The organism is Microbispora oryzae (assembly GCF_017896165.1).
Taxonomy (GTDB): Bacteria; Actinomycetota; Actinomycetes; order Streptosporangiales; family Streptosporangiaceae; genus Microbispora; species Microbispora oryzae.
Genome location: NZ_JAFCNB010000018.1, coordinates 1 through 20,158, shown reverse-complemented (window position 1 = coordinate 20,158; position 20,158 = coordinate 1). Strand labels below are relative to the sequence as shown.

At 68.8% G+C, this 20,158-nt stretch carries 21 protein-coding genes and 1 tRNA gene; 9 read left to right on the top strand and 13 right to left on the bottom strand.

What is annotated here, in order from left to right:
- Positions 1-2: 2 nt before the first annotated feature.
- The gene (locus JOL79_RS25965; protein WP_210158515.1) at positions 3-1,190 is read right to left on the bottom strand and encodes a MarP family serine protease; all 1,188 of its coding nucleotides are present in this window, start codon (positions 1,188-1,190) and stop codon (positions 3-5) included.
- A 70-nt stretch (positions 1,191-1,260) separates the two neighbouring features.
- On the opposite strand from JOL79_RS25965, the gene JOL79_RS25960 reads away from it, so the two are divergent.
- Positions 1,261-1,974, top strand: coding sequence for a HEAT repeat domain-containing protein (locus tag JOL79_RS25960; RefSeq protein ID WP_210158514.1), 714 nt, complete (start codon positions 1,261-1,263; stop codon positions 1,972-1,974).
- On the opposite strand, the gene JOL79_RS25955 is transcribed toward JOL79_RS25960, so the two are convergent.
- Together JOL79_RS25955 and nth are read right to left on the bottom strand one after the other, a co-directional pair.
- Positions 1,921-2,568, bottom strand: coding sequence for an NUDIX hydrolase (locus JOL79_RS25955; RefSeq protein WP_372446813.1), 648 nt, complete (start codon positions 2,566-2,568; stop codon positions 1,921-1,923). The two genes, JOL79_RS25960 and JOL79_RS25955, sit on opposite strands and share 54 nt — an antisense overlap.
- Before the next feature lie 126 nt (positions 2,569-2,694).
- Positions 2,695-3,414 carry an endonuclease III gene (nth, locus tag JOL79_RS25950; protein ID WP_210158512.1) on the bottom strand — a complete coding sequence of 240 codons (720 nt, stop codon included), beginning with the start codon at positions 3,412-3,414 and terminating at the stop codon, positions 2,695-2,697.
- Between the two features lie 84 nt (positions 3,415-3,498).
- Between nth and JOL79_RS25945 the strand changes: the two genes are divergently transcribed.
- Complete coding sequence (locus JOL79_RS25945) at positions 3,499-4,179, top strand: Crp/Fnr family transcriptional regulator (protein WP_210158511.1); 681 nt, start codon at positions 3,499-3,501, stop codon at positions 4,177-4,179.
- A 61-nt stretch (positions 4,180-4,240) separates the two neighbouring features.
- On the opposite strand, the gene JOL79_RS25940 is transcribed toward JOL79_RS25945, so the two are convergent.
- From JOL79_RS25940 to JOL79_RS25920, 5 genes are all read right to left on the bottom strand, one after another.
- Entirely contained in the window at positions 4,241-5,041 is an 801-nt protein-coding gene (locus JOL79_RS25940; protein ID WP_210158510.1) for an MBL fold metallo-hydrolase, read from the bottom strand.
- Entirely contained in the window at positions 5,038-5,928 is an 891-nt protein-coding gene (locus tag JOL79_RS25935; protein WP_210158509.1) for an NUDIX hydrolase, read from the bottom strand. The genes JOL79_RS25940 and JOL79_RS25935 overlap by 4 nt, the downstream gene beginning before the upstream one ends.
- A 71-nt stretch (positions 5,929-5,999) precedes the next feature.
- Complete coding sequence (locus JOL79_RS25930) at positions 6,000-6,461, bottom strand: RidA family protein (protein ID WP_210158619.1); 462 nt, start codon at positions 6,459-6,461, stop codon at positions 6,000-6,002.
- A complete protein-coding gene (gene sp36, locus JOL79_RS25925; RefSeq protein ID WP_143737071.1) occupies positions 6,461-6,613 on the bottom strand; it encodes a Sp36 family protein in 153 nt (50 codons plus the stop codon). The genes JOL79_RS25930 and sp36 overlap by 1 nt, the downstream gene beginning before the upstream one ends.
- A 20-nt stretch (positions 6,614-6,633) precedes the next feature.
- Positions 6,634-7,569, bottom strand: coding sequence for a slipin family protein (locus JOL79_RS25920; protein WP_210158508.1), 936 nt, complete (start codon positions 7,567-7,569; stop codon positions 6,634-6,636).
- Positions 7,570-7,733: 164 nt separating this feature from the next.
- On the opposite strand from JOL79_RS25920, the gene bagA reads away from it, so the two are divergent.
- Together bagA and bagB are read left to right on the top strand one after the other, a co-directional pair.
- Positions 7,734-8,768, top strand: coding sequence for an ATPase BagA (gene bagA, locus JOL79_RS25915; RefSeq protein ID WP_210158507.1), 1,035 nt, complete (start codon positions 7,734-7,736; stop codon positions 8,766-8,768).
- Positions 8,769-8,826: 58 nt separating this feature from the next.
- Complete coding sequence (gene bagB / locus JOL79_RS25910) at positions 8,827-9,981, top strand: ATPase BagB (RefSeq protein ID WP_210158506.1); 1,155 nt, start codon at positions 8,827-8,829, stop codon at positions 9,979-9,981.
- Between the two features lie 216 nt (positions 9,982-10,197).
- On the opposite strand, the gene JOL79_RS25905 is transcribed toward bagB, so the two are convergent.
- Positions 10,198-10,494, bottom strand: a complete 297-nt coding sequence (locus tag JOL79_RS25905; RefSeq protein ID WP_030506755.1) for a WhiB family transcriptional regulator — start codon at positions 10,492-10,494, stop codon at positions 10,198-10,200.
- A 258-nt stretch (positions 10,495-10,752) separates the two neighbouring features.
- Between JOL79_RS25905 and JOL79_RS25900 the strand changes: the two genes are divergently transcribed.
- On the top strand, positions 10,753-12,987 hold the full coding sequence (locus JOL79_RS25900) for a transglycosylase domain-containing protein (RefSeq protein WP_210158505.1): 2,235 nt from the start codon (positions 10,753-10,755) through the stop codon (positions 12,985-12,987).
- 112 nt (positions 12,988-13,099) lie between these two features.
- Here the strand turns inward: JOL79_RS25900 and JOL79_RS25895 are convergent, their stop codons facing one another.
- Positions 13,100-13,555: a GatB/YqeY domain-containing protein gene (locus tag JOL79_RS25895; RefSeq protein WP_210158504.1), complete on the bottom strand. Its 456-nt coding sequence runs from the start codon at positions 13,553-13,555 to the stop codon at positions 13,100-13,102.
- A gap of 74 nt (positions 13,556-13,629) precedes the next feature.
- Between JOL79_RS25895 and JOL79_RS25890 the strand changes: the two genes are divergently transcribed.
- The 4 genes from JOL79_RS25890 to JOL79_RS25875 all read left to right on the top strand — a co-directional run bounded on the left by JOL79_RS25890 (position 13,630) and on the right by JOL79_RS25875 (position 17,939).
- Positions 13,630-14,571: a metallophosphoesterase gene (locus tag JOL79_RS25890; RefSeq protein ID WP_210158503.1), complete on the top strand. Its 942-nt coding sequence runs from the start codon at positions 13,630-13,632 to the stop codon at positions 14,569-14,571.
- 36 nt (positions 14,572-14,607) lie between these two features.
- Positions 14,608-14,684 (top strand) — tRNA-Pro (locus tag JOL79_RS25885).
- Positions 14,685-15,040: 356 nt separating this feature from the next.
- On the top strand, positions 15,041-15,598 hold the full coding sequence (locus tag JOL79_RS25880; RefSeq protein WP_210158502.1) for a hypothetical protein: 558 nt from the start codon (positions 15,041-15,043) through the stop codon (positions 15,596-15,598).
- A 427-nt stretch (positions 15,599-16,025) separates the two neighbouring features.
- Positions 16,026-17,939 carry a hypothetical protein gene (locus tag JOL79_RS25875; RefSeq protein ID WP_210158501.1) on the top strand — a complete coding sequence of 638 codons (1,914 nt, stop codon included), beginning with the start codon at positions 16,026-16,028 and terminating at the stop codon, positions 17,937-17,939.
- Positions 17,940-18,004: 65 nt separating this feature from the next.
- Here JOL79_RS25875 and JOL79_RS25870 read toward each other — a convergent pair whose 3' ends face one another.
- From JOL79_RS25870 to JOL79_RS25860, 3 genes are read right to left on the bottom strand one after another with little or no spacing between them, the layout of a single operon-like run.
- Positions 18,005-18,223 carry a helix-turn-helix domain-containing protein gene (locus JOL79_RS25870; protein WP_210158500.1) on the bottom strand — a complete coding sequence of 73 codons (219 nt, stop codon included), beginning with the start codon at positions 18,221-18,223 and terminating at the stop codon, positions 18,005-18,007.
- On the bottom strand, positions 18,220-19,230 hold the full coding sequence (locus JOL79_RS25865; protein ID WP_210158499.1) for a DNA-methyltransferase: 1,011 nt from the start codon (positions 19,228-19,230) through the stop codon (positions 18,220-18,222). The genes JOL79_RS25870 and JOL79_RS25865 overlap by 4 nt, the downstream gene beginning before the upstream one ends.
- Entirely contained in the window at positions 19,227-19,745 is a 519-nt protein-coding gene (locus tag JOL79_RS25860; protein WP_210158498.1) for an XF1762 family protein, read from the bottom strand. The genes JOL79_RS25865 and JOL79_RS25860 overlap by 4 nt, the downstream gene beginning before the upstream one ends.
- Positions 19,746-20,158 lie beyond the last annotated feature (413 nt).

The window sequence follows — 20,158 nt, the reverse complement described above, 5'->3', positions numbered from 1 at the left end:
CCCTAGTCACACTCCTGCGTGCCCACGGTGGCGACGGCCTTGCTCCCGTCCTGGGCGTCGGGGAGGACCTCCTCGGCGGTGAGCGCGTAGCCCGTCTCGGCCTGGTCGGTCGCCGCGGCGAAGATCACCCCGTAGACCCTTCCGTCCGAGCTGAGCAGCGGACCGCCCGAGTTGCCCGGCTGCACCTTGCCGCGGATCGCGTAGACCTCCCGGTTGACCTTCCGCTGGTTGTAGATGTCGTACGACTCGGCGGGCTGCTTGATCCGGATGCGGGCGGCCAGCGGGGTGAACCCGTGGCCCTTGGGATATCCGGCGATCACCGCGTTGTCGCCCTTCCTGGCGGTCATGTCGAACTTGAGGAACGGAACCTGCAGGTCGGGGACGAGGAGGACCGCGATGTCCCGATCGGGGTTGTAGAGCACGACCTTGGCGGCGTGCTGCACCCCGTCAGAGTCGGTGACCCGCAGTCCCTCGCTCACGCCGGCGACGACGTGGGCGTTGGTCATGACGCGGTGGCGGGCGTAGACGAATCCGGTGCCCTCGATGAGCTTGCGGCAGCTCGGGGCGGTGCCCTGCACCTTGACGATCGCCCGCGGCGCCCGGGCCAGCCCGGCGCTTCCGGTCAGGATGCTCTGGTCGGGCGGCGCGACGTTCTGCCCGCCGATCGAGGTGATGACCTGCGGCCATTCGGAGGAGTCGACGAAGTCCCTGAACGGCTTCTGCCAGGCCCGGACGCGGTTGGGGATGGCCTCGTCGACCGTCTGCCAGACGAGGGAGCCGTCGACCTGCTCCTTCAGCGATCCGACGAAACTCATGGAGACCAGCAGCGAGCCGAGCAGCCAGGCGATGGCGAGGACGGACAGGCCGCTCGCCACGGAACCGCCGAGGGCGTCGACCATCCGCGCGGGCTCCCAGGTCACGTGGCTGCGTACGACGGCCCCGATGGTCGAGGAGGCGAACTGCCCGACCGTCGCCGCCAGGAAGACGATCACGATGGCGAGCAGGGCCCTCTCGGTGTCCCCGCTCACGATCGCCCCCGCGATGGGCGGCGCGATGAACATCCCCAGCACGGCGCCGCCGACGAAGCCGATGAAGCTGAAGGCTCCGATGATGAAGCCCTGGCGGTAGCCGGATACGGCGAAGGCCACGACGAGACCGATGAGGATGAGGTCGAGGAAATCTCCGCGCACGACTCAACGGTATCCAGCCACGCCCGTCGTCGTGCGGGCGTCTCCCAGGTCTCGCCGATATCGTGACGTCATGGGGGCATCGGAAGGGCCGTACGACGGGGATGGTCAGAGGCGGCAATCACACGCCGGGCACGACCGGGACGGCGGGAGGCCGGCCTCGTGGCCGTACGCCCGCGGCGCCGCCGGCCACGAGCCGTCGGCGATCGAGGAGCTGGTCAGAAGCGCGCTGGTCGACCGGGATCCGCACGGCCCGGCCCGGTGGCAGGCCATCGCCGCGCTGCAGGAACACGGCGACATGGAGACGTTCACCGTGGCACGGCGGCTCTGCGCGAACGGCGACGTGCCCGAGCGGGTGCTCGGCGTGGACATCCTGGGTGAGCTCGGCCGCTCCCGCCCGTTCATCGACCTGGCGCTGCCCGTGCTCCGCTACCTGGCGGTGAGCGAGACCGACCCGCGCGTGCTCTACTCGGTGCTGATCGCCTTCGGTCACCTGCGCGACCGGCGCGCCCTGTCTTCCGTCATCATGCTCTCCGGCCACGAGAACCCGGCCGTCCGGTACGGCGCGGCCTACGCGCTGCCGCACGTGCTGGGCGATCCGCCCGATGAGGCCGGTCTGACGGCGCTGCGTCGCCTGACCGCGGATCCGGACGAGGACGTCGCCGACTGGGCCTCGCTCGGGCTCAACCTGGGCGGGCTGGCCATGAGCGGCTCCGCCCCGCAGACCGGGGCCTCAGCCGCGAGCGGCGAGTTCGACGATCTCGGCGGGCAGATCTTCGATCCGTGACCTGTCCCAGGGCACCTCGAACCCGGCGGCGCCGAGCACGCCGTCGAGCACCATGGCGGTGAAGCCCCACACGAGCAGGCCGCGGACGCGGAACGCCACGGACAGGGCCGTGCCCCGCACCCGGAGCCGCAGCCGGTTGGCCGGATCGACCAGCTCGGCGATCGGGATCCGTTCGACGGTCTCGACCTCGTCCGGCGAGGCGGCGTGCACGGCGCAGGGCGTGTGCCACCAGGCCAGCACGGGCGTCACCCGGTTGTCGCTGTGCCCGAGATAGAGCTCGGGCAGCATGCCCACGACCTCGACTCCACCGGGTTCGAGCCCGGTCTCCTCCTCCGCCTCCCGGAGGGCGGCGGCGATTGGGCCGTCGTCCTGCGGGTCGACGCCGCCGCCGGGGAACGCGGGCTGGCCCGCGTGCACCCGCCCCTTGGAGCTGCGCTGGATGAGCAGGATGTCGGGCCCCTCGAGGCCGTCGCCGAAGAGCATCAGCACCGCCGCGCGGCGGCCGGTGCCGTCCGGTGGTGGCCGCAGGCCCGCCGGCACGGGGTGATCCCCGGCCTTCGACGCCAGCTCCGTCAACCAGGCGGGAGCCACGATCACCTCCGGTAGTCCGGCCCCTCCCGGGGCGTCGGCCCGCTATGAGAAGCGTGCCTTACAACCATGACGCGGCGCGCGAACTTCCCGCCGCCGTACGCGTGCTTCGCCGGACGGGCCGGGGAGCGGTCAGGAGAACGGGCCCGGCCGGACGAGTTTCGCCGCCTCGTCGGGGGCCGTCGGGCCGGTGCCGTACGACGGGCAGAGGGCGGCGACGGGACAGACGCCGCAGGCGGGCTTGCGGGCGTGGCAGATCCGGCGGCCGTGCCAGATCAGCCGGTGCGACAGTATCGTCCACTCCGGCTTGGGGATGAGGTCGCCCACCTCGTGCTCGATCTTCACCGGGTCTGTCTGGGTCGTCCACCCGAAGCGCCTGGTCAGCCGCTGGAAGTGGGTGTCCACCGTGATGCCGGGGACGCCGAAGGCGTTGCCCAGCACGACGTTCGCGGTCTTGCGGCCGACGCCGGGCAGCTTGACCAGTTCGGCCAGCCTGCCGGGCACCTCGCCCTTGTGCCGCTCACACAGGGCCTGCGCCATGCCCATGATGCTGGCGGTCTTCGCCCGGTAGAAGCCGGTGGATCTGATGATCTCCTCAAGCTCCGCGCGGTCGGCCCCGGCGTAATCCTCGGCGGTCCGATACTTCGCGAAAAGCACCGGAGTCACCATATTTACCCTTTTGTCCGTACACTGCGCCGAGAGGATCGTGGCGACCAGCAACTCGAGCGGCGTACTGAAGTCGAGTTCACAATGGGCGTCAGGATAGGTTTCGGCCAGGATTCTGTTGATCCGCCGGGCACGGCGCACGAGCGCGAGCCGGGACTCCCCAGCCGCCGGGACTTTACGGGACACCCCGTAAGCCTACGCGGCGGGCGTGGGTCACAATGGCTAGCACGGAGCCGGCGACCGAGCGCGACCACTGCAAGGAGGGGCACCGTGAGCACCGAAGAAGTATTGAGCAAGGCTCCCCTGTTCTCCGCGCTCGATCGGGAGAGCGCCGCGGCGCTGCGGACGAGCATCACCGAGGTGGAACTACCCAAGGGACGCACCCTCTTCAGCGAGAACGAGACCGGAGACCGGCTCTACGTGGTGCTCGAAGGGAAGATCAAGCTCGCCCGCACCGCCCCGGACGGCCGGGAGAACCTGCTGAGCGTGCTCGGTCCCGGTGAGATGTTCGGCGAGCTGTCGCTGTTCGATCCCCGGCCCCGTACGGCGTCCGCGATCGCGCTGACCGACGTCCGGCTGGCCGGCCTCGGCCACGACGACCTGCGGCCGTGGCTGACTGGTCGCCCTGAGGTGGCCCTCCATCTGCTGCGGGCCCTCGCCCAGCGGCTCCGCCGTACCAACGACGTCCTGGCCGACCTCGTGTTCACCGACGTCCCCGGGCGGGTGGCCAAGCAGCTGCTCGACCTCGCCGACCGGTTCGGCCAGAAGGTCGACGACGGCATCCGGGTGCACCACGACCTGACCCAGGAGGAGCTGGCCCAGCTCGTGGGGGCCTCGCGGGAGACGGTCAACAAGGCACTGGCCGACTTCGCCCAGCGGGGCTGGCTGCGGATCGAGGCCAAGGCCGTCGTCATCATGGACCGCGAGCGGCTCTACAACCGGTCCCGCTAGTCACCGGGCCGATGCCGGGAACGGTCCGGCCGCGCGTCCCGCCTGGCGCGCCCCGGCACGGTCAGAGTGTCTTGAGGTAGTTGAGCTGCGCCGCCACCGACATCTCCGCGGCCGGCCACAGTGATCTGTCGACCCCCGCGTAGACCATCTCGACGATCTCCCGAGCGTCCCTCGCCCCACGCCGGATCGCCTCCCTGATCTGCTCCAGGCGCTCCCTGCGGTGCGCGATGTAGGCGTCGAGCACGCCGACGGGGTCGGGCAGCACCGGTCCGTGGCCCGGCAGCAGCGCCTCCGCCTCTAGGATCTCCGCGCTCGCCCGCAGCCGGTCCAGGCTGCGCAGGTAGTCGCCCAGGTCGCCGTCGGGGGCGATCAACGTCGTCCCGCGCCCGAGGATCGTGTCGCCGGTGAGCATGGCCCGGTCGGCCGGCAGCCAGAGGCACAGCGAGTCGAACGAGTGACCGGGGGTGGCGACGACTCTGACCTCGGTGTCGCCCGCCACGATCACGTCCCCGTCGCCGAGCCCCTCGTCGCCCAGGCGGTGGCGCGGGTCGAGCGCCCGGACCGGCGCACCGGCCATCCCGGCGAACGTGGCCGCCCCCGCGCTGTGGTCCTCGTGGCCGTGGGTGAGCAGGACGGCCGCCACCCGTCGGCCGGCCAGCGACGCGGCCACCCGCTTGAGATGCCCCTCGTCGTCCGGACCGGGGTCGACCACCAGGACGGACTCGCCGAGCCCGATCACCCAGGTGTTGGTGCCGTCGAGGGTCATGGGCGACGGGTTGGGCGCCAGGACGGCCACCGCACTCGCCGTACCCTGACCGTCGGGGCCGCCGGCGCCGTCCACGGGGATGCGCAGCCCGCTCATCGGATCCCTCGCACCGGGTCGTTCGTCACGTCTCCTCCAGCGCTCCGCCCGGAGCCGCCCCGCACTGCCGAGCGGTAGTCGAGGCCGGGAACCGTCAGCACCATCCGCCCGTCGACCTCGACGGCCGCGGGCAGCACCGTCATGATCGTCCGTTCGGCGGCGAACACCTCGTCGATCCTCTCGAAGGCCCCGATCTCGGTCAACGTGTTCAGGGTCGGCGCCATGAGGCCCAGTTGCCCGGCCGCCGCGCCGGCCAGGGCGTCCGCGGGCCGCATCCAGGCGACCCCGGCCGCCTCGCCGCCGACGTCCCGCGTCCGCTGCCCGGGCGGGAGGGCCGCCACGAAGAAGCGGGTGTCGAACCGCCGGGTCTCGACCGCCGGGGTGATCCAGTGGGCCCACGGCCTGAGCAGGTCGGACCGCAGCACCAGGCCGCGCCCGGCGAGGAAGCCGGCCAGCGACAAGGTGCCGCCGACCAGCGCGAGCCGGTCGGCCTCCCAGTCGTCCCCGGTGGTGTCGCCGACCACGGTTCCGTCGTCGGCGCCGGCCAGCAGCACACCCGACTCCTCGAACGTCTCCCGTACGGCGGCGCAGACCAGGCCACGGGCCGTCCGCTCGTCGACGTGGAAGATCTCGGCCCACTCGGCGGCCGGGGGACCCGCCCAGGCGACGGCGTGATCCGCGTCGCGCGGGTCGACCGAGCCGCCGGGAAAGACGTGCACGCCCGCCGCGAAGGCCATCGTGGCCGCGCGTTCGAGGAGATACACCTCCAGCGGATCGTCGCGCAGCAGCACCACGGTGGCGGCGTCACGCGCCGGCACCGCGACGATCTCGCCCGCGGCCATCGCCCGGGCCCGGTCCGCGAGGTGTCCCGGCAGCGGAATCCCCATCGGGCCTCCAGTTCCGAGCCTCGTGCTCCCTCACGCGCCCGGAGCGGGCACACCGTGAGGGAGCGGTGACGTCAGCGGACCTCGGCGAGGATCTCCACCTCGACGGGAGCGCCCAGCGGCAGGGCGGCCACCCCGACGGCGCTTCTGGCGTGCTTGCCCGCATCGCCGAACACCTCGCCGAGCAGCTCACTCGCGCCGTTCACGACCTGAGGCTGTCCGGTGAAGTCCGGGGCGCTCGCGACGAAGGCGACGACCTTCACGATGCGGACGACGGCCGACAGGTCGCCGGTCACCGACGCGATCGCGGCCAGCGCGTTGAGGGCGCAGATCCGGGCCAGGTCGTACGCCTCCTCGGCGGAGACCTCGGCGCCCACCTTCCCGGTGACCGCGAGCTTGCCCTCCACCGTCGGAAGCTGACCCGACGTGTAGACATGAGCGCCGGTGCGCACCGCCGGCACGTACGCGGCCACGGGGGCCGGGACCTCGGGCAGGCTCAGCCCGAGAGCGGCGAGCCGCTCCTCCGGGGTCGCCATCACTTGGCCCGCTTCATGTAGGCGACCAGTTGCTCGGGGTTCGGCCCGGGAATGACGGAGACCAGCTCCCACCCGTCCTCTCCCCAGTTGTCCAGGATCTGCTTGGTGGCGTGCGTCAGCAGCGGCACGGTGACGTATTCCCACTTGGTCATGGGCAAAGGCTATCGATCGGTCAGGGGGTGCCGCCGTCGCCTCCGCCGATCCGCGGGCTCGGTTGCCGTACGGAACCGTCGGCGGGCGCGGACGGCAGGTCGGCCGGGGCGTCGAGGGCGGGCAGGTCGTCGAGCGTCCCGTCCGCCGGCTCCGGCTCCTCCTCCTGCGGGGCGGCGGCGGGCGGCTGCTCCGCCGGGGCCATCCGGTCGAAGAACCGCAGCAGCTCGACGGGCAGCGGCATGACCAGGGTGCTGTTCTTCTCCGCCGCGACCTCGACGACGGTCTGCAGCATGCGCAGCTGGAGCGCGGACGGGTCGGACGACATCTGCCGGGCCGCCGCCGCCAGGCGCTTGGACGCCTGGAACTCGCCGTCCGCGGTGATGATGCGGGCGCGCCGCTCCCGCTCGGCCTCAGCCTGCCGCGACATCGACCGCTTCATGCCCTCGGGGAGGGCGACGTCCTTGATCTCCACGCGTTCGATGCGGATGCCCCACGGCCCCTCGGTCGGCTCGTCGATCACGGCCTTGAGCTGGGAGTTCAACGAGTCTCTGTCGGACAGGAGCTGGTCGAGCTCCGACTGGCCGATCACGGACCGCAACGAGGTCTGGGCCACCTGCGAGACCGCGAAGAGATAGTTCTGCACGTTCACGACGGCCTTGATCGGGTCGATGACGCGGAAGTAGACGACCGCGTCGACGCGGACCGAAACATTGTCGCGGGTGATGCCCTCCTGCGCCGGGACGCCCATCGTGACGATCTGCATGTTGACCTTTTGCATGCGATCGACGATCGGGACTATCAGGTGCATTCCCGGCCCCCGGATCTCGGACTGGATCCGGCCGAGCCGGAAGACGATCCCGGTCTCGAACTGCTGGACGACGCGCACGCCCCGGGCCAGGGCGACGAGCAGGAGGAAACCCACTACGACGATGAACGCCAACAGCACCGACTCCATGGCCGGTACCTCCTTTGCCGACTGAGCGGTCCGACCCGGCCCGGGGACGAACCAGAAGTGATCCTGGCCGAATCCTTACCCAATCGACGCGCGAGCCGTACCTCCCGGTTCCCGGACGGCAACCCTCGCGAATCCGCACGTAACCGTTGGGTAGCCTTCCAGTCGTGGGCGAACGGGACCAGACAGGCAGAGCTCGGCCGGGCGCGCGCGACACCGACTGGGACGGCGTCCGGCTGCACATCGTCAGCGGCAAGGGCGGCACCGGGAAGACCACGGTGGCCGCCGCGCTCGCGCTGGCGCTCGCCGCGGGCGGCCGCAAGGTCCTGCTGGTCGAGGTGGAGGGCCGGCAGGGCATCGCGCAGGTCTTCGACCTGCCGCCGCTGCCGTACGAGGAGCGCAAGATCGCGGTGGCGCCCGACGGCGGCGACGTGTACGCGCTCGCGATCGACCCCGAAGAGGCCATGCTCGACTACCTCGAGATGTTCTACGGCATGAAGCGCATGGGCAAGGCCCTCACCAAGATGGGTGTCGTCGACTTCGCCACCACGATCGCGCCCGGTCTGCGCGACGTGCTCGTCACCGGGAAGACCAGCGAGGCCGTGCGGCGGCGCGACAGATCCGGGGGCAGGGCGTACGACGCGGTGGTCATGGACGCGCCGCCGACCGGCCGGATCGTCCGATTCCTGAACGTCACCCAGGAGGTCGTGGGGCTGGCCCGGATGGGACCGGTGAAGAACCACGCCGAGCTGGTGCGCGGCGTCCTCGCCTCCCCGGAGACCGCCGTCCACTTCGTGACGCTGCTGGAGGAGATGCCGGTCCAGGAGACCCTGGACGGCATCGCCGAGCTCCGCGAGGCCGGGCTCCCGGTCGGCGGCGTCTTCGTCAACATGGTCCGCGCGGAGGGCCTGCCCGGGCCGGCGCTCGACGCCGCCTACGACGGCAGGCTCGACCAGGCCGAGATCGCGCTGGGGCTGAAAGCCGCCGGGCTCGCCGACGGCGTCGACGCCTCGGCCTTCGCCAAGGCGCTCGCCCAGGAGGTCGGCGAGCACGCCCGCCGCGCGGAGCTGGAGAAACGCGAGCGCGCCGAACTGGAGACGACTCTCGTGCCGCAGTACGACCTGCCGTTGCTGACCGAGGGGGCCGACCTGGCCGGGCTCTACGAGCTGGCCGAGACGATGCGCGCCCAGGGGGCCGCATGAGCGCCGCCCCCGTCCCGTCGTACCCGACGTCTGACGTCGTACCGGAAGGGCTGATCCCGTGAGCCGGACCGCGCCCGCGTTGGACATCGACGCGATCCTGGACGATCCCGGCACGCGCATCATCGTGTGCTGCGGCTCCGGCGGCGTCGGCAAGACCACGACGGCCGCCGCCCTCGGGCTGCGGGCTGCCGAGCGCGGCCGGTCGGTCGTGGTGCTGACCGTCGACCCCGCCAAGCGACTGGCCCAGGCCATGGGCCTGACCGAGCTCGACAACACCCCCCGCAGGGTCGAGGGCGTCGGCGGGTCCGGCGGGGAGCTGCACGCCATGATGCTCGACATGAAGCGGACCTTCGACGAGATCATCGAGGCCCACGCCGATCCGGAACGGGCCCGGCAGATCCTGACGAACCCCTTCTACCAGTCGCTGTCGTCGAGCTTCTCCGGCACGCAGGAATACATGGCGATGGAGAAGCTGGGACAGCTGCGCCGCTCGAACGAGTGGGACCTGATCGTGGTGGACACCCCGCCCTCACGGTCGGCCCTGGACTTCCTCGACGCGCCGGAACGGCTCGGGCGGTTCCTCGACGGGAAGCTGATCCGCATCCTCACCGCCCCCGCGAAGGCCGGCGGGCGCAGCGCGTTCAAGTTGCTGAACGCCGGGTTCGGCATGGTCGCCGGCATTCTCACCAAGATCATCGGAGCGCAGGTGCTCCGGGACATCCAGATGTTCGTCTCCGCCCTCGATGCCGTCTTCGGCGGCTTCCGGCAGCGTGCCGAGCACACCTACCAGCTCCTCCAGGCCCAGGGCACGGCCTTCCTGGTGGTCGCCGCGCCCGAGCGCGACGCCATGCGCGAGGCGTCCTACTTCGTCGAACGGCTGGCCGAGGAGCGCATGCCGCTGGCCGGGGTCGTCGTCAACCGGGTGCACACGTCGCCGGCGCCGGGGCTGTCGGCGACCCGGAGCTGGGCCGCCGCCGAAGACCTCGAAGCCCGCGGCGAGCACCAGCTCACCGCGGCGGTGCTGCGGCTGCACGCCGACCGCATGCGCCTCGCCGCCCGGGAACAGCGTCAGCGGGAGCACTTCACCTCGGCGCATCCCACGGTCCCGGTCGCCCAGGTGCTCGCGATGCCCGAGGACGTGCACGACCTGACGGGGCTCCGCCAGATCGGACGGCTCCTCGCGTCGTCGGCTCTGGCGCGCAGAACCGCCTGACGGGCAGCCTTACGGGCCATGCCTGCCATAAGGCCTGCCATAAGGCCCGCCATACAGGCCGGCCTCTACCGGCCTGCCTTCACCGGCTCGCCGGACACGCGCATGCCGCGCGGCCGTTCGAGCGTGTCGCCCGGGGTTGGAGGGAGGCCCGCCCCACCGCCTGATGCGGCGGCGAGGTGGGACGCGGGCGACGCTCACTCCACACGAGCCACCGGCTCAGCCGGCGATCAGCTCGTTCGTGCGCTCGTACTCTTCCTTGGCCGACTCAAGCAGGTCGCGCCATGACTCCACATCGGGCCGGCGCCTGAGCAGCGCGCGGCGTTCCCTCTCCGTCATCCCGCCCCACACGCCGAACTCGATTCGGTTGTCCAGCGCGTCGGCCAGGCACTCCGTACGGACAGGGCATCCCCGGCAGATGAGCTTCGCCCGGTTCTGAGCGGCGCCTTGCACGAAGAGTGCGTCAGGATCCGCACCCCGGCAGGCGGCACGGGAGGTCCAATCCGTGATCCACATGTTCGACCCCACTCCCCTTAGGTGGTCAGTCGTCGTTTCGGCCGACGGGCGCGGGCGTCGGGCCTCCTGGTTGCAGTAGCCGCAGAGGAGAACGTACGCAACGAAACGATCGAACCGACATACCCCGGGGGGACCAAATTCGTGCATGGTCATGTCAGGCCATGTGGCCGGGAATGACTAGTCCCCCCCTCGCACGGGTAATCCCCCGCCGTGCAAGCGGTGCCGGGGAAGTCACGTATCCGACGTACCCTTAGATTCGTGCAAGCTCACGGCAAATCACTGGGGTCCAGTACGGCGGGTCTGGTGCGCCTCATCGGGGCGGCGATCGTGGCCGGAGTGCTGGTGGCGGCCATCGCCCTGCCCGCCATCGGCGGCGCCGGCGTGACGGTCAAAGCCGGCATAAATGAGCTGCACATCGCGCCGGTGGCGCTGCAGGAACCCCCGCTGCCGGAGAAGACGACGCTGCTCGACGCCGACGGCAAGCCGATCGCGCAGTTCTACTACCAGAACCGCGAGTCCGTGCCGCTCGAAAAGATCGCTCCGATCATGCGGAAGGCCATCGTCGCGATCGAGGACTTCCGCTTCTACGAGCACGGCCCGCTCGACATCGAGGGCACCGCCCGCGCGCTGGTCCGCAACCTCGCCAAGGGCGGCGTGACGCAGGGCGGATCGTCGATCACCCAGCAGTACGTGAAGCAGGTGCTCTTCAACCGCGCCGAGACGGAGGCCGAGAAGCAGGCGGCGATCGCCCCCACGGTCTCGCGGAAGCTCAACGAGATCCGCTACGCAATGGACGTCGAGCGGCGCTACAGCAAGGACGAGATCCTCAACCGGTACCTCAACATCGCCTACTTCGGCGCCAGCGCCTACGGCATCGAGGCCGCCGCCAAGCGGTTCTTCGGCAAGCACGCGTCCGAGCTCAACCTCTCGCAGGCGGCGACGCTGGCGGGCGCCGTACAGGACCCGAACGCGACCGACCCCAACCTCGGCAAGTCGTACCGCGACCGGCTCCTGGCCCGCCGCAACGTGGTCATCGACCGCATGCAGCAGCTCGGGATCGTCACGGCCGCCGACGCCGCCGCGGCCAAGGCGAAGAAGCTCGGCTACAAGGACAAGTCGATCCCCGGCGGCTGCGAGGAGAGCGAGTTCCCCTACTTCTGCCTCTACGTCCGCAATGAGATCCTGCACGACCCGCAGTTCGGCAAGACGGACAAGGCCCGGGAGGACTTCCTGGCCCGCGGCGGCCTGACCATCAGGACCACCATCGACCGGAAGGCGCAGAAGGCCGCGGAGAACGCGATCAAGAAGTATGTTCACCCGTCCGACAAGCCGGTGGCCTCCGAGGCCCTGATCGAGCCCGGCACCGGGGCGATCAAGGCCATGGCGTCCAGCCGGAAGTTCGGGTCGAACCGCAAGAAGAACGAGATGTCGTTCAACATCGTCGCCGACGCCCTGCACGGCGGCGGTACGGGCTTCCAGGCCGGATCGACCTTCAAGATGTTCACCCTGGTGACGGCGCTGAAGGAAGGCTACAAGTTCAACGACGGCTTCAACGTCGGCAGCACCTACACGGCGCCCAGCTACTCCGCGTTCAAGGACTGCAAGGGCAACTCCGTCGGCGACATCAAGACCCCGCTGCACAACGCGGAGGGCCACGGCGGGTTCCTGACCCTGCAGACGGGCACGTGGGGCTCGGTGAACACCTTCTTCCTCACCCTTGAGCAGAGGGTCGGCCTCTGCGACGTCGTGAAGACCGCCAAGGACTTCGGCATCAAGCGCGCCGACGGCGGCAAGCTCCAGGAGTTCGAGCCGTTCACGCTCGGCTTCAACGAGATGGACCCGGTGACCGTCGCCAGCGCGTACGCCGGCCTCGCGGCCCGCGGCAAGTACTGCACGCCGATGGCCATCACCGAGATCACCGACCGCTTCAACAAGGTGACCTCGTTCAAGCCCGAGTGCAAGCAGGCCGTCGAGGCCGAGGTCGCCGACGCGGCCACGAGCATCCTGTCGGGCGTGTTCACCAAGGGCACCATGTCGGGGGTCGGCGGCATCGGCAGGGACGCGGCCGGTAAGACCGGTACGGGCGACGTCTCCCGCACCGTCTGGTTCGCCGGTTTCACCCCCGACCTGGCCGGCGCGGTCAGCCTCGGCGACCCGCGCGGCCCGGTCCGCTACCCGCTGAGCAACCGCGTCATCGGTGGCCGGTCGTACGGCTCGGTCTTCGGCGCCAGCATCCCGGGCCCGATCTGGAAGGCGACCTTCCTGTCAGCGCTCAAGGGCGTCGAACCCTCGTCGTTCGTCAAGCCGGACATGTCGAGGTTCGGCGGCTGCTCCCACGTCTGCGCTCCCCCGCCGAAGCCGAAGAACGACAAGGGCGGTCGCGGCGGAGACGGCGGACCGGGTCCCGACAACGGCGGGCACGGCGGCGACAACGGCGGCGGGCCCGGCGACTTCTTCAACGCCGGCCCCAACTCCCCCTTCGGCAACCGCTGACGCGTGCGGAACGGCCCTTCACCGGGTGACCGGAGAAGGGCCGTTCCCGCTTGTCACAGGCATGGCAAGCGTCGCGCGCCGACCCCCGCGGACGGGGTTCAGGCGGACGACGTCAGGCGGACAGGCGGGCCCGCACGGCCTGGGCGACCCGGCCGCCCTCGGCGCGCCCCGCCACCTTCGGGTTCAGGACCTTCATGACCTGGCCCATCGCCCTGGGGCCCTCCGCGCCGCTCTCCGCGATCGCCTCGTCGACCAGCCGCGCGAGCTCCTCGTCGCTCAGCTGGGCGGGAAGGTAGGCGTCCAGGACGGCCTGCTCGTCCAGCTCCGCCTGCGCCTGCTCCACGCGGCCCGCGCCCGCGAACGCCTCGGAGGCCTCGCGGCGCTTCTTCGCCTCACGGGTCAGCACCTTGACCACCTCGTCGTCGGAGAGCTCGCGGGCCTCCTTGCCCGCCACCTCCTCGACGTTGATCGCCGCGAGGGCCATCCGGATCGTCCGGACCCGCACTTCGTCGCGGGCTTTCATCGAGACCGACAGATCGGCCTTCAGCTTGTCCTTCAACGCACTCATGCGGTCCATCTTGCCGTGCGGGGGACGGCATCCTCGCCAGGTTATGGCGGGAGGCGGAGCGTACGTCGGGCATCATGGCTGTTGTGAGGAAAGCCGCCGCGATTCCCCTGTCCCTGCTCGGCCTCGGCGTGGCCGGTCTCGGTTACGCCTCCGTGGTGGAGCGCAACTGGTTCCGCCTGCGCCGCTTCGACGTGCCGGTGCTCGCGCCGGGGCAACGGCCGATGCGGATCCTGCAGATCTCGGATCTGCACCTCACCCCGCGCCGTTCCCGGTTGATCTCCTGGGTGAGATCGCTCGCCTCGCTCAATCCCGACCTCGTGGTCAACACCGGCGACACCCTGGCGCACCCCGACGCCGTCGACGCGTACCTCCGCGCCGTCGAGCCCCTCCTCGAGCGGCCCGGCCTGTTCGTGTACGGATCGAACGACCTCTACTCCCCGAAGCCCAAGAACCCCGCCCGCTACCTGTGGCGGACCTCCAAGGGCGACTCCGGCCGGCACCATCCCGACCTGCCCTACCGTGAGCTGGGCGCCGCCATGATCTCCGCGGGCTGGCTGGACATGAACAACACGACCGCCCGGCTCAAGGTCGGCGAGCTGGACGTCCACGTGGGAGGCATCGACGACTCCCACATCGACCGGGACCGGTACGACGACATCGCGGGCCCCGCACCGGTCGACGCCGATCTGCGGCTTGGCGTCATGCACTCGCCCGAGCCGCGCAACATGTCCAGGTTCGCCGACGACGGCTACCAGCTCCTCCTCGCCGGCCACACGCACGGCGGTCAGCTGTGCATCCCCTTCTACGGCGCGCTGGTCACCAACTGCGGCATCGACCGCGCCCGTGTGAAGGGGCTGAGCCGCCACGAGAGCGCCTGGCTGCACGTCTCCGCCGGGCTCGGCACCTCGCCGTACGCGCCCGCGCGGTTCTCATGCCCGCCGGAGGCCACCCTGCTCACCCTGGTGCCACGCCGCCCGGTCACGTCAGATGGCACAAGCAGCCGCAAAGTCCGCTAGACTTGCCGAGGCAACAGGGCAGAGGTCCTGAGCCACCGGGGTGTAGCGCAGCTTGGCAGCGCGCTTCGTTCGGGACGAAGAGGCCGTGGGTTCAAATCCCGCCACCCCGACCAGGTAGTTGCAGGTCAAGGGCCTGATTGCTGGAGACAGCGATCAGGCCCTTGATCGTTCGTTAGCGTGGCGTTAGTGGTTTGAACCCGATCACGTAGCCGTTAGCAACCCCAGGCAGCCTTGAAAATCACCCGCCCCGGCGCCCGGTTGAACCTCAGGTCTCGGGCCCCCGGAATGCTTAAGGCCAGGCGTGCAGTCGCTCTAATGCCCCGGCCAGCGAGCCTGAGGAGTACGCGGCCCCTACAGCCCCGGAAGGAAGCGATACCTCGCTAGCGCCCCCATAGTCGGCGGCTCTCCCTCGCGCAGGAGCTCAGGTTCAGCGGGACGTAAGGGCGCCAGGTGCTCTACAGTCCGCCGCATGCACGATGTGATCGAATGGATCAAACAGTCGGATATCGACTTCGGCGACGTCGCGGCCTGGGCTGCTTTCGCTCTCTCCCTGCTCACCTTGGTGTCCACTGGGGTGTGGCAGCGAAAGAACTCGAAGATCGCAGAGAGATCGGCTAAGGCGACCGAGATCGCTGCCGAAGCAGCGGTCCGCTCTGCGAACGCTGCGGAGAAGACCGCCGCCCTCGCTCAACTCCCCGAGATCCAGGCGGCAGAGCTCTCGGCCGCCCCCAAGCGAAGGCTTACTGTGCAGCAGGACGTGCGGTGGAAGATAGAACATGTCCAAGGCGCGCGGTACTTGTTGCGGAACGAAGGAACCCAGACTGCCACGGGTGTCACCGCTGACGACGTTCCCTTCCAAGGGCTTGCACGACAGCTCCCTCGCGATGCGGCCGTTCGCGCGGGCGAGTCGCTGGAGTTCCTCCTCATTCAGGTAGCTCAGGTAGACACGCCCCACGAGTTGTGGCTGACCTGGGACGGGCAGGATGAGCCCATGGCCGTTCCAATCGCCGTGGCCGTTAGTTGGTGACAGGGCGACTGCGACCCCTCCTCCAGCTCGGCCCCTATCCGGGATCACGGCGAGGTAGGCGACGTTAGTGGTTCACCATGCTCGACGGATTGGTGTCGTTGGATGCAATGACATCGCTGGCCCCACGAGGTACTGGACGAGGCAATCGCCGTGCATAGTCACCGAGAGCAGTGCCATCGGCCGGAGGTACCAGCAAGATCGGCGGAGGTGTCTTCGATACGAGCACTGTTCATCGACACCGCCATCACGACCCGCGGTCGCCAGTGATGGCCACCATGATCGATCCTTAGATCCCATCCGCAGGCGCCCTATGGACGTCCCTCATTAGCTCGACGCCAAGACAATCGAAGGATTCTGCTACAAAGTTCGATCGCACTTTCGATATTCTTGTGCATAGGTGTTCAGCTACCAACTTCGCCGAGGTGTCATGAACGACGAGCACCGCCTGCGAGCTCAGATTGCTCGGGCACGAGCCCTGCTTGTGGACGGCGAGCCGCGGAAGCTCAGCAACAGCCGCCTCGTGGCTTCCTATCCAGACCGGCCCGTTGTATCGGGCACCACCGTGCCGGCGCTGGTGACGGAATGGCGCAGCCTGGACAGCGGGCTTCTCGTGCCAGTTCACGCTGATTCGGCTGGGCCCGCCCCCATTGACCTGTTGCTGGTCTATCTAACCGCGAAGGAGATACTAGGTTTCGCTCCTCCACCGTCGTTGATCGCAGAGGAACTGCGCCGTGTATCCGTCTACGACGTACTCTTCTTCGTGGCCGACATCCTCTCGTCGTTCCGAGCCCCCGGTGCCGCACGTTCCGAGCTCGACCGACACTACGCCTCCATATGGTTCGAGGGAGAGCTACAGCACCGTGTAACGAACTTGCTGCGCGAACCCAAGCGCGGCCTGGTCGTTCCACAAGCACTTTTGCTTCTAGCCAAACTCGCGTTGGCCCGTAGCAATGATCAGGGTGAACGCGAAGGCGATCCAGGAAATATCGTCCTGGCCTTGCTCACAATCACGCAGTACCTCGGCTCAGGCGCAGAACATCCTGCTCAGTCCGTGGTGGGCGACACGCCAGGACCACTCGGTCGCGAGATCATCGCCAATCAGTACTTCAACAGTCCACCTTCCGAAGTGCACCTCATGGCGCGCTTTATCCGTCGATGGCGCCAGATGCCTGCGGAACATCGCGACGACCCGCAGGTCATCGACCTGGCTCAGGCTTACAAGGACGCCACCGGCATCACGCTTGACGATCTCATGACAGTCGGCCTTGCCCTTTGGGCATCCGCCGCTGGAGGTCGCCCCCATGTCCCGGCTGGCTACTTCAGCATTTTGAAATGGTCGTCAGAGCGTCTGGATCGCGTCCTCCACCTCCTCGGCGCCGATCTACTGACCTTGCGACTTGGGGTCAAGGAGGAAATAGATCTATATGGCGAGCCGGGCCTCCAGTGGGCCTTCAGCACCTTTGAGCGCTGGCCCGTCGTTCGACTGGCCGACGGCAGTCTCCTTGTCCTTGATCCTAAGTTGCTGATCAACCGCATCGTAGGATGGCTCCCGCTGTTTGACATCAAGGCAGGAGCAACTTCAGGGAAGCGTTCGGTCACCACCAAGACCGCGAAACAGGCTGAACAGTGCCTCCGCCATCTCAGCGAGTTTTACGTACTCGAGGTCCTCCAGAGCGTGGCCGAGGGAAGCCCCGCGCAGCGGGTCTACGGTGATGCTGAACTTCGTGCAGTGTTCCGAAAGCTGAAGCGCCGCGTGGCGGACATCGTCATCGACTACGGCGACGCCTGGGTCGTTATCGAAACAACCACGACCCAGCTAAAGCGCCAATCGGTTGTTGCACAGTCTGAAGAAGCGCAGGTGGAGGACTTGGACAAGCTCGTCGGAGAAGCCGAGCAGATCCATGCGACGATCGAGTCTCTCCGCGAGGACGAATCCCGCCTCACAGGAGCCGCTCACAGGCCATATCGCAAGTTCTTTCCAGTGCTTGTCCTTGCTGAAGGGTTCCCAGTCAACCCCGTTACGCTCACAGTTCTCTGGGAGCGGCTGCGCGCCAAGAACCTCCTTCAAGACCCGGACATCGCTCCGCTCGAAGTCTTGGATACCGAGGAACTAGAACTCGTCGAGGCACTTCAGGAAGAGGGAGGGCCGAGCCTCAAGCAGATTCTGGAGGGGAAGAGCAAATCAAACCTCAGCCGGGCCAGCGTCCGCGATTACATAATCGCGATTTTGCGCCGCCAGCCATCACGCTCGCGTCGGCTGGAGTCCCTATGGCTCCAAGCAGTTGGCCCTGTCCTGGACACCGTCGCCGAAGCAGAGCGGAAAGCAGGAGCGCAGCCCTAACGCGGAATCTCAAGATCCTCAAGGGGCGTGTCCAAGCCGAAAGGAGGCATGGACACGCCCCGAGTTCAGATCGCTCGTTCGCCCGTGTCCACCCCGAGGACCTTCATGAGGTCGACTGTGCAGACACGGTAGAGGTCGCCGATGCGGATGATGCGAACGGGGAACTCTCCGTCACGTGCAAGTTGGTAGGCCTTCGACCGGCCGATGCCGAGGGCACGGGCAGCGGTCATCAGGTCGATCGTGGGCGGCAGGTCCTGTAGATCGCGGAATGTCATCGACTTCATCTCATGCCTCCCGATGCCGCTCCAGCCTCTCGGAACCTCGCGCCAGCAAGTTGGATGAACGGTGCGTGCAGTTCGATACCGGCGAACTTCCGGCCGAGTTGCCGGGCGGCAATGCCGGTGGTGCCGCTGCCGGTGAACGGGTCCAGGACAGTGCCGCCAGGACGGCAGCCGGCGGCAATCGCCCTGAGCGGGATGTCGATCGGGAATGCCGCGAAGTGCGCGGCCCGCAGTGGCCGGGTGGGGATCGACCAGACGTCCCCGGGGTTCCTGCCGTTGGGGTGCGCGGCGGCATGCCGCTCACCCGTGGGCCGCAACGCCGCGCCGTGCCGCGGGCCGGCCGAGTCCTCCCCGTACTTGCCGCTCGGAGGCCAGGCCGTCGTGATGCTGTTCGGCTTGTTGCCCCCGGCTCGTGCCCGCCTGGAAATCGGACGGTCGCCGGTGTAGGGCTGACGGACCGGGTCGAGGTCGAACCAGTACCGCTGCTGCTTGACGAGCAGGAAGATCAGCTCGTACCTGTTGGACATCCGGTCGCGGACGGACTGCGGCATCGCATTGGGCTTCTGCCACACGATGGCGTTGCGGAGAATCCAGCCGTCCTCTTGGAGGGCGAAGGCGACCCGCCACGGCATGCCGAGCAGGTTCTTCGGCGGTACGGCCAGACGGGCCTTGGGCCGCACCTCGGGCTGGCGCGCGTTGTAGTCCTTGCCGCGGGACCAGCCGTCGGAGTTGGCCGCGTAGCAGTCCCCGAGGTTCAGCCAGCAGGTGCCGTCGTCGGCGAGAACCCTGCGGGCCTCGGCGAAGGTGGCCCGAAGGTTCTCCACGTACGCCTCCGGTGTGGCCTCCTGCCCGTACTGGCCCTCGCAGTAGTTCCGCAGGCCCCAGTAGGGCGGGCTGGTGACGATGCAGTCCACCGAGCCCTCGGCCATTTCGGCCAGCACCGCACGCGCGTCCCCGTGGTAGATCGCCGCGTGGTCGTCGTGCCAGTACGGCTCACGTAGCCCGCTCATCGGCGGCCCCCGACGGCCCGGATCGCCCACAGGACGCGGGCGACGTTATCGGCTCGACCGGCGGTGTCCCACCACCCGAAGGGCCTGGGAACGACGCGGAACCCGGCGTCCCATAGGTCGGTGCCGGACTCCTCGATGCGTGTGTAGGCGATCAGGCGCCGGTAACCCATCTCGCGGACCAGGGGCCAGGCGGAACCGAGCAGCGCCCGGTTGGCGTCGGGTGTGCCGTCGGTGGCCAGGGCGAGGACCTCGGCGGTGTCGCCGTCGTCGAAGGCCCAGGCGGTGGGCCAGCCGATGACTGCAACACCAACGAGCGTGCCGTCACCGGTCTGGGCACCGACAGCGAACGCGGCACCGGCCGGCAAAGCGAGGCGGGGCTGGGTCCAAGCGATGAATGCCCGCGCGGTCTGAATCGGCACCGGCGAAATCACCAGCCGACGACTCTCCAGACGCTCGGTACCGCTTAGGCCCTCGCGCTCGTTGGCGATTGTCTTCTTGTCATTCCTGCTTCCCATCGTGTAGTCGGGACACGTTTCTCCGGATGCGTGCGCCGTCGGTCCGCCGGGCGGCCCGAGGCGCATGACCAGGGATAACCAGCGGCTCAGAGAGCCCTCAGAGAGCGAGCCCTCAGAGCCGGATCTGAGCCGGGAAACGCCGACTCTGACCAACTCAGAGGTCCCGGGCGGCGGATTATGCGAAAACTCTGTGGCGATACTCTGAAACAGCTATGAGCAAATTCTGAGGCGGTGCGTAGACCAGTTTCCGAGACCAACGAAATCCTCTCGGACTGGAGCAAGAAATCGGTACCTGTCAAGGATTTTGAGACAGTGTCCTGCTATTTGGACGCTATGAGTGCTTGGGGGGTCGGTGGGTTGATCCACGCGACTGTCGGGAGCGGTGGCGGGCTCGGCGGGCTGCCGAACCGCGT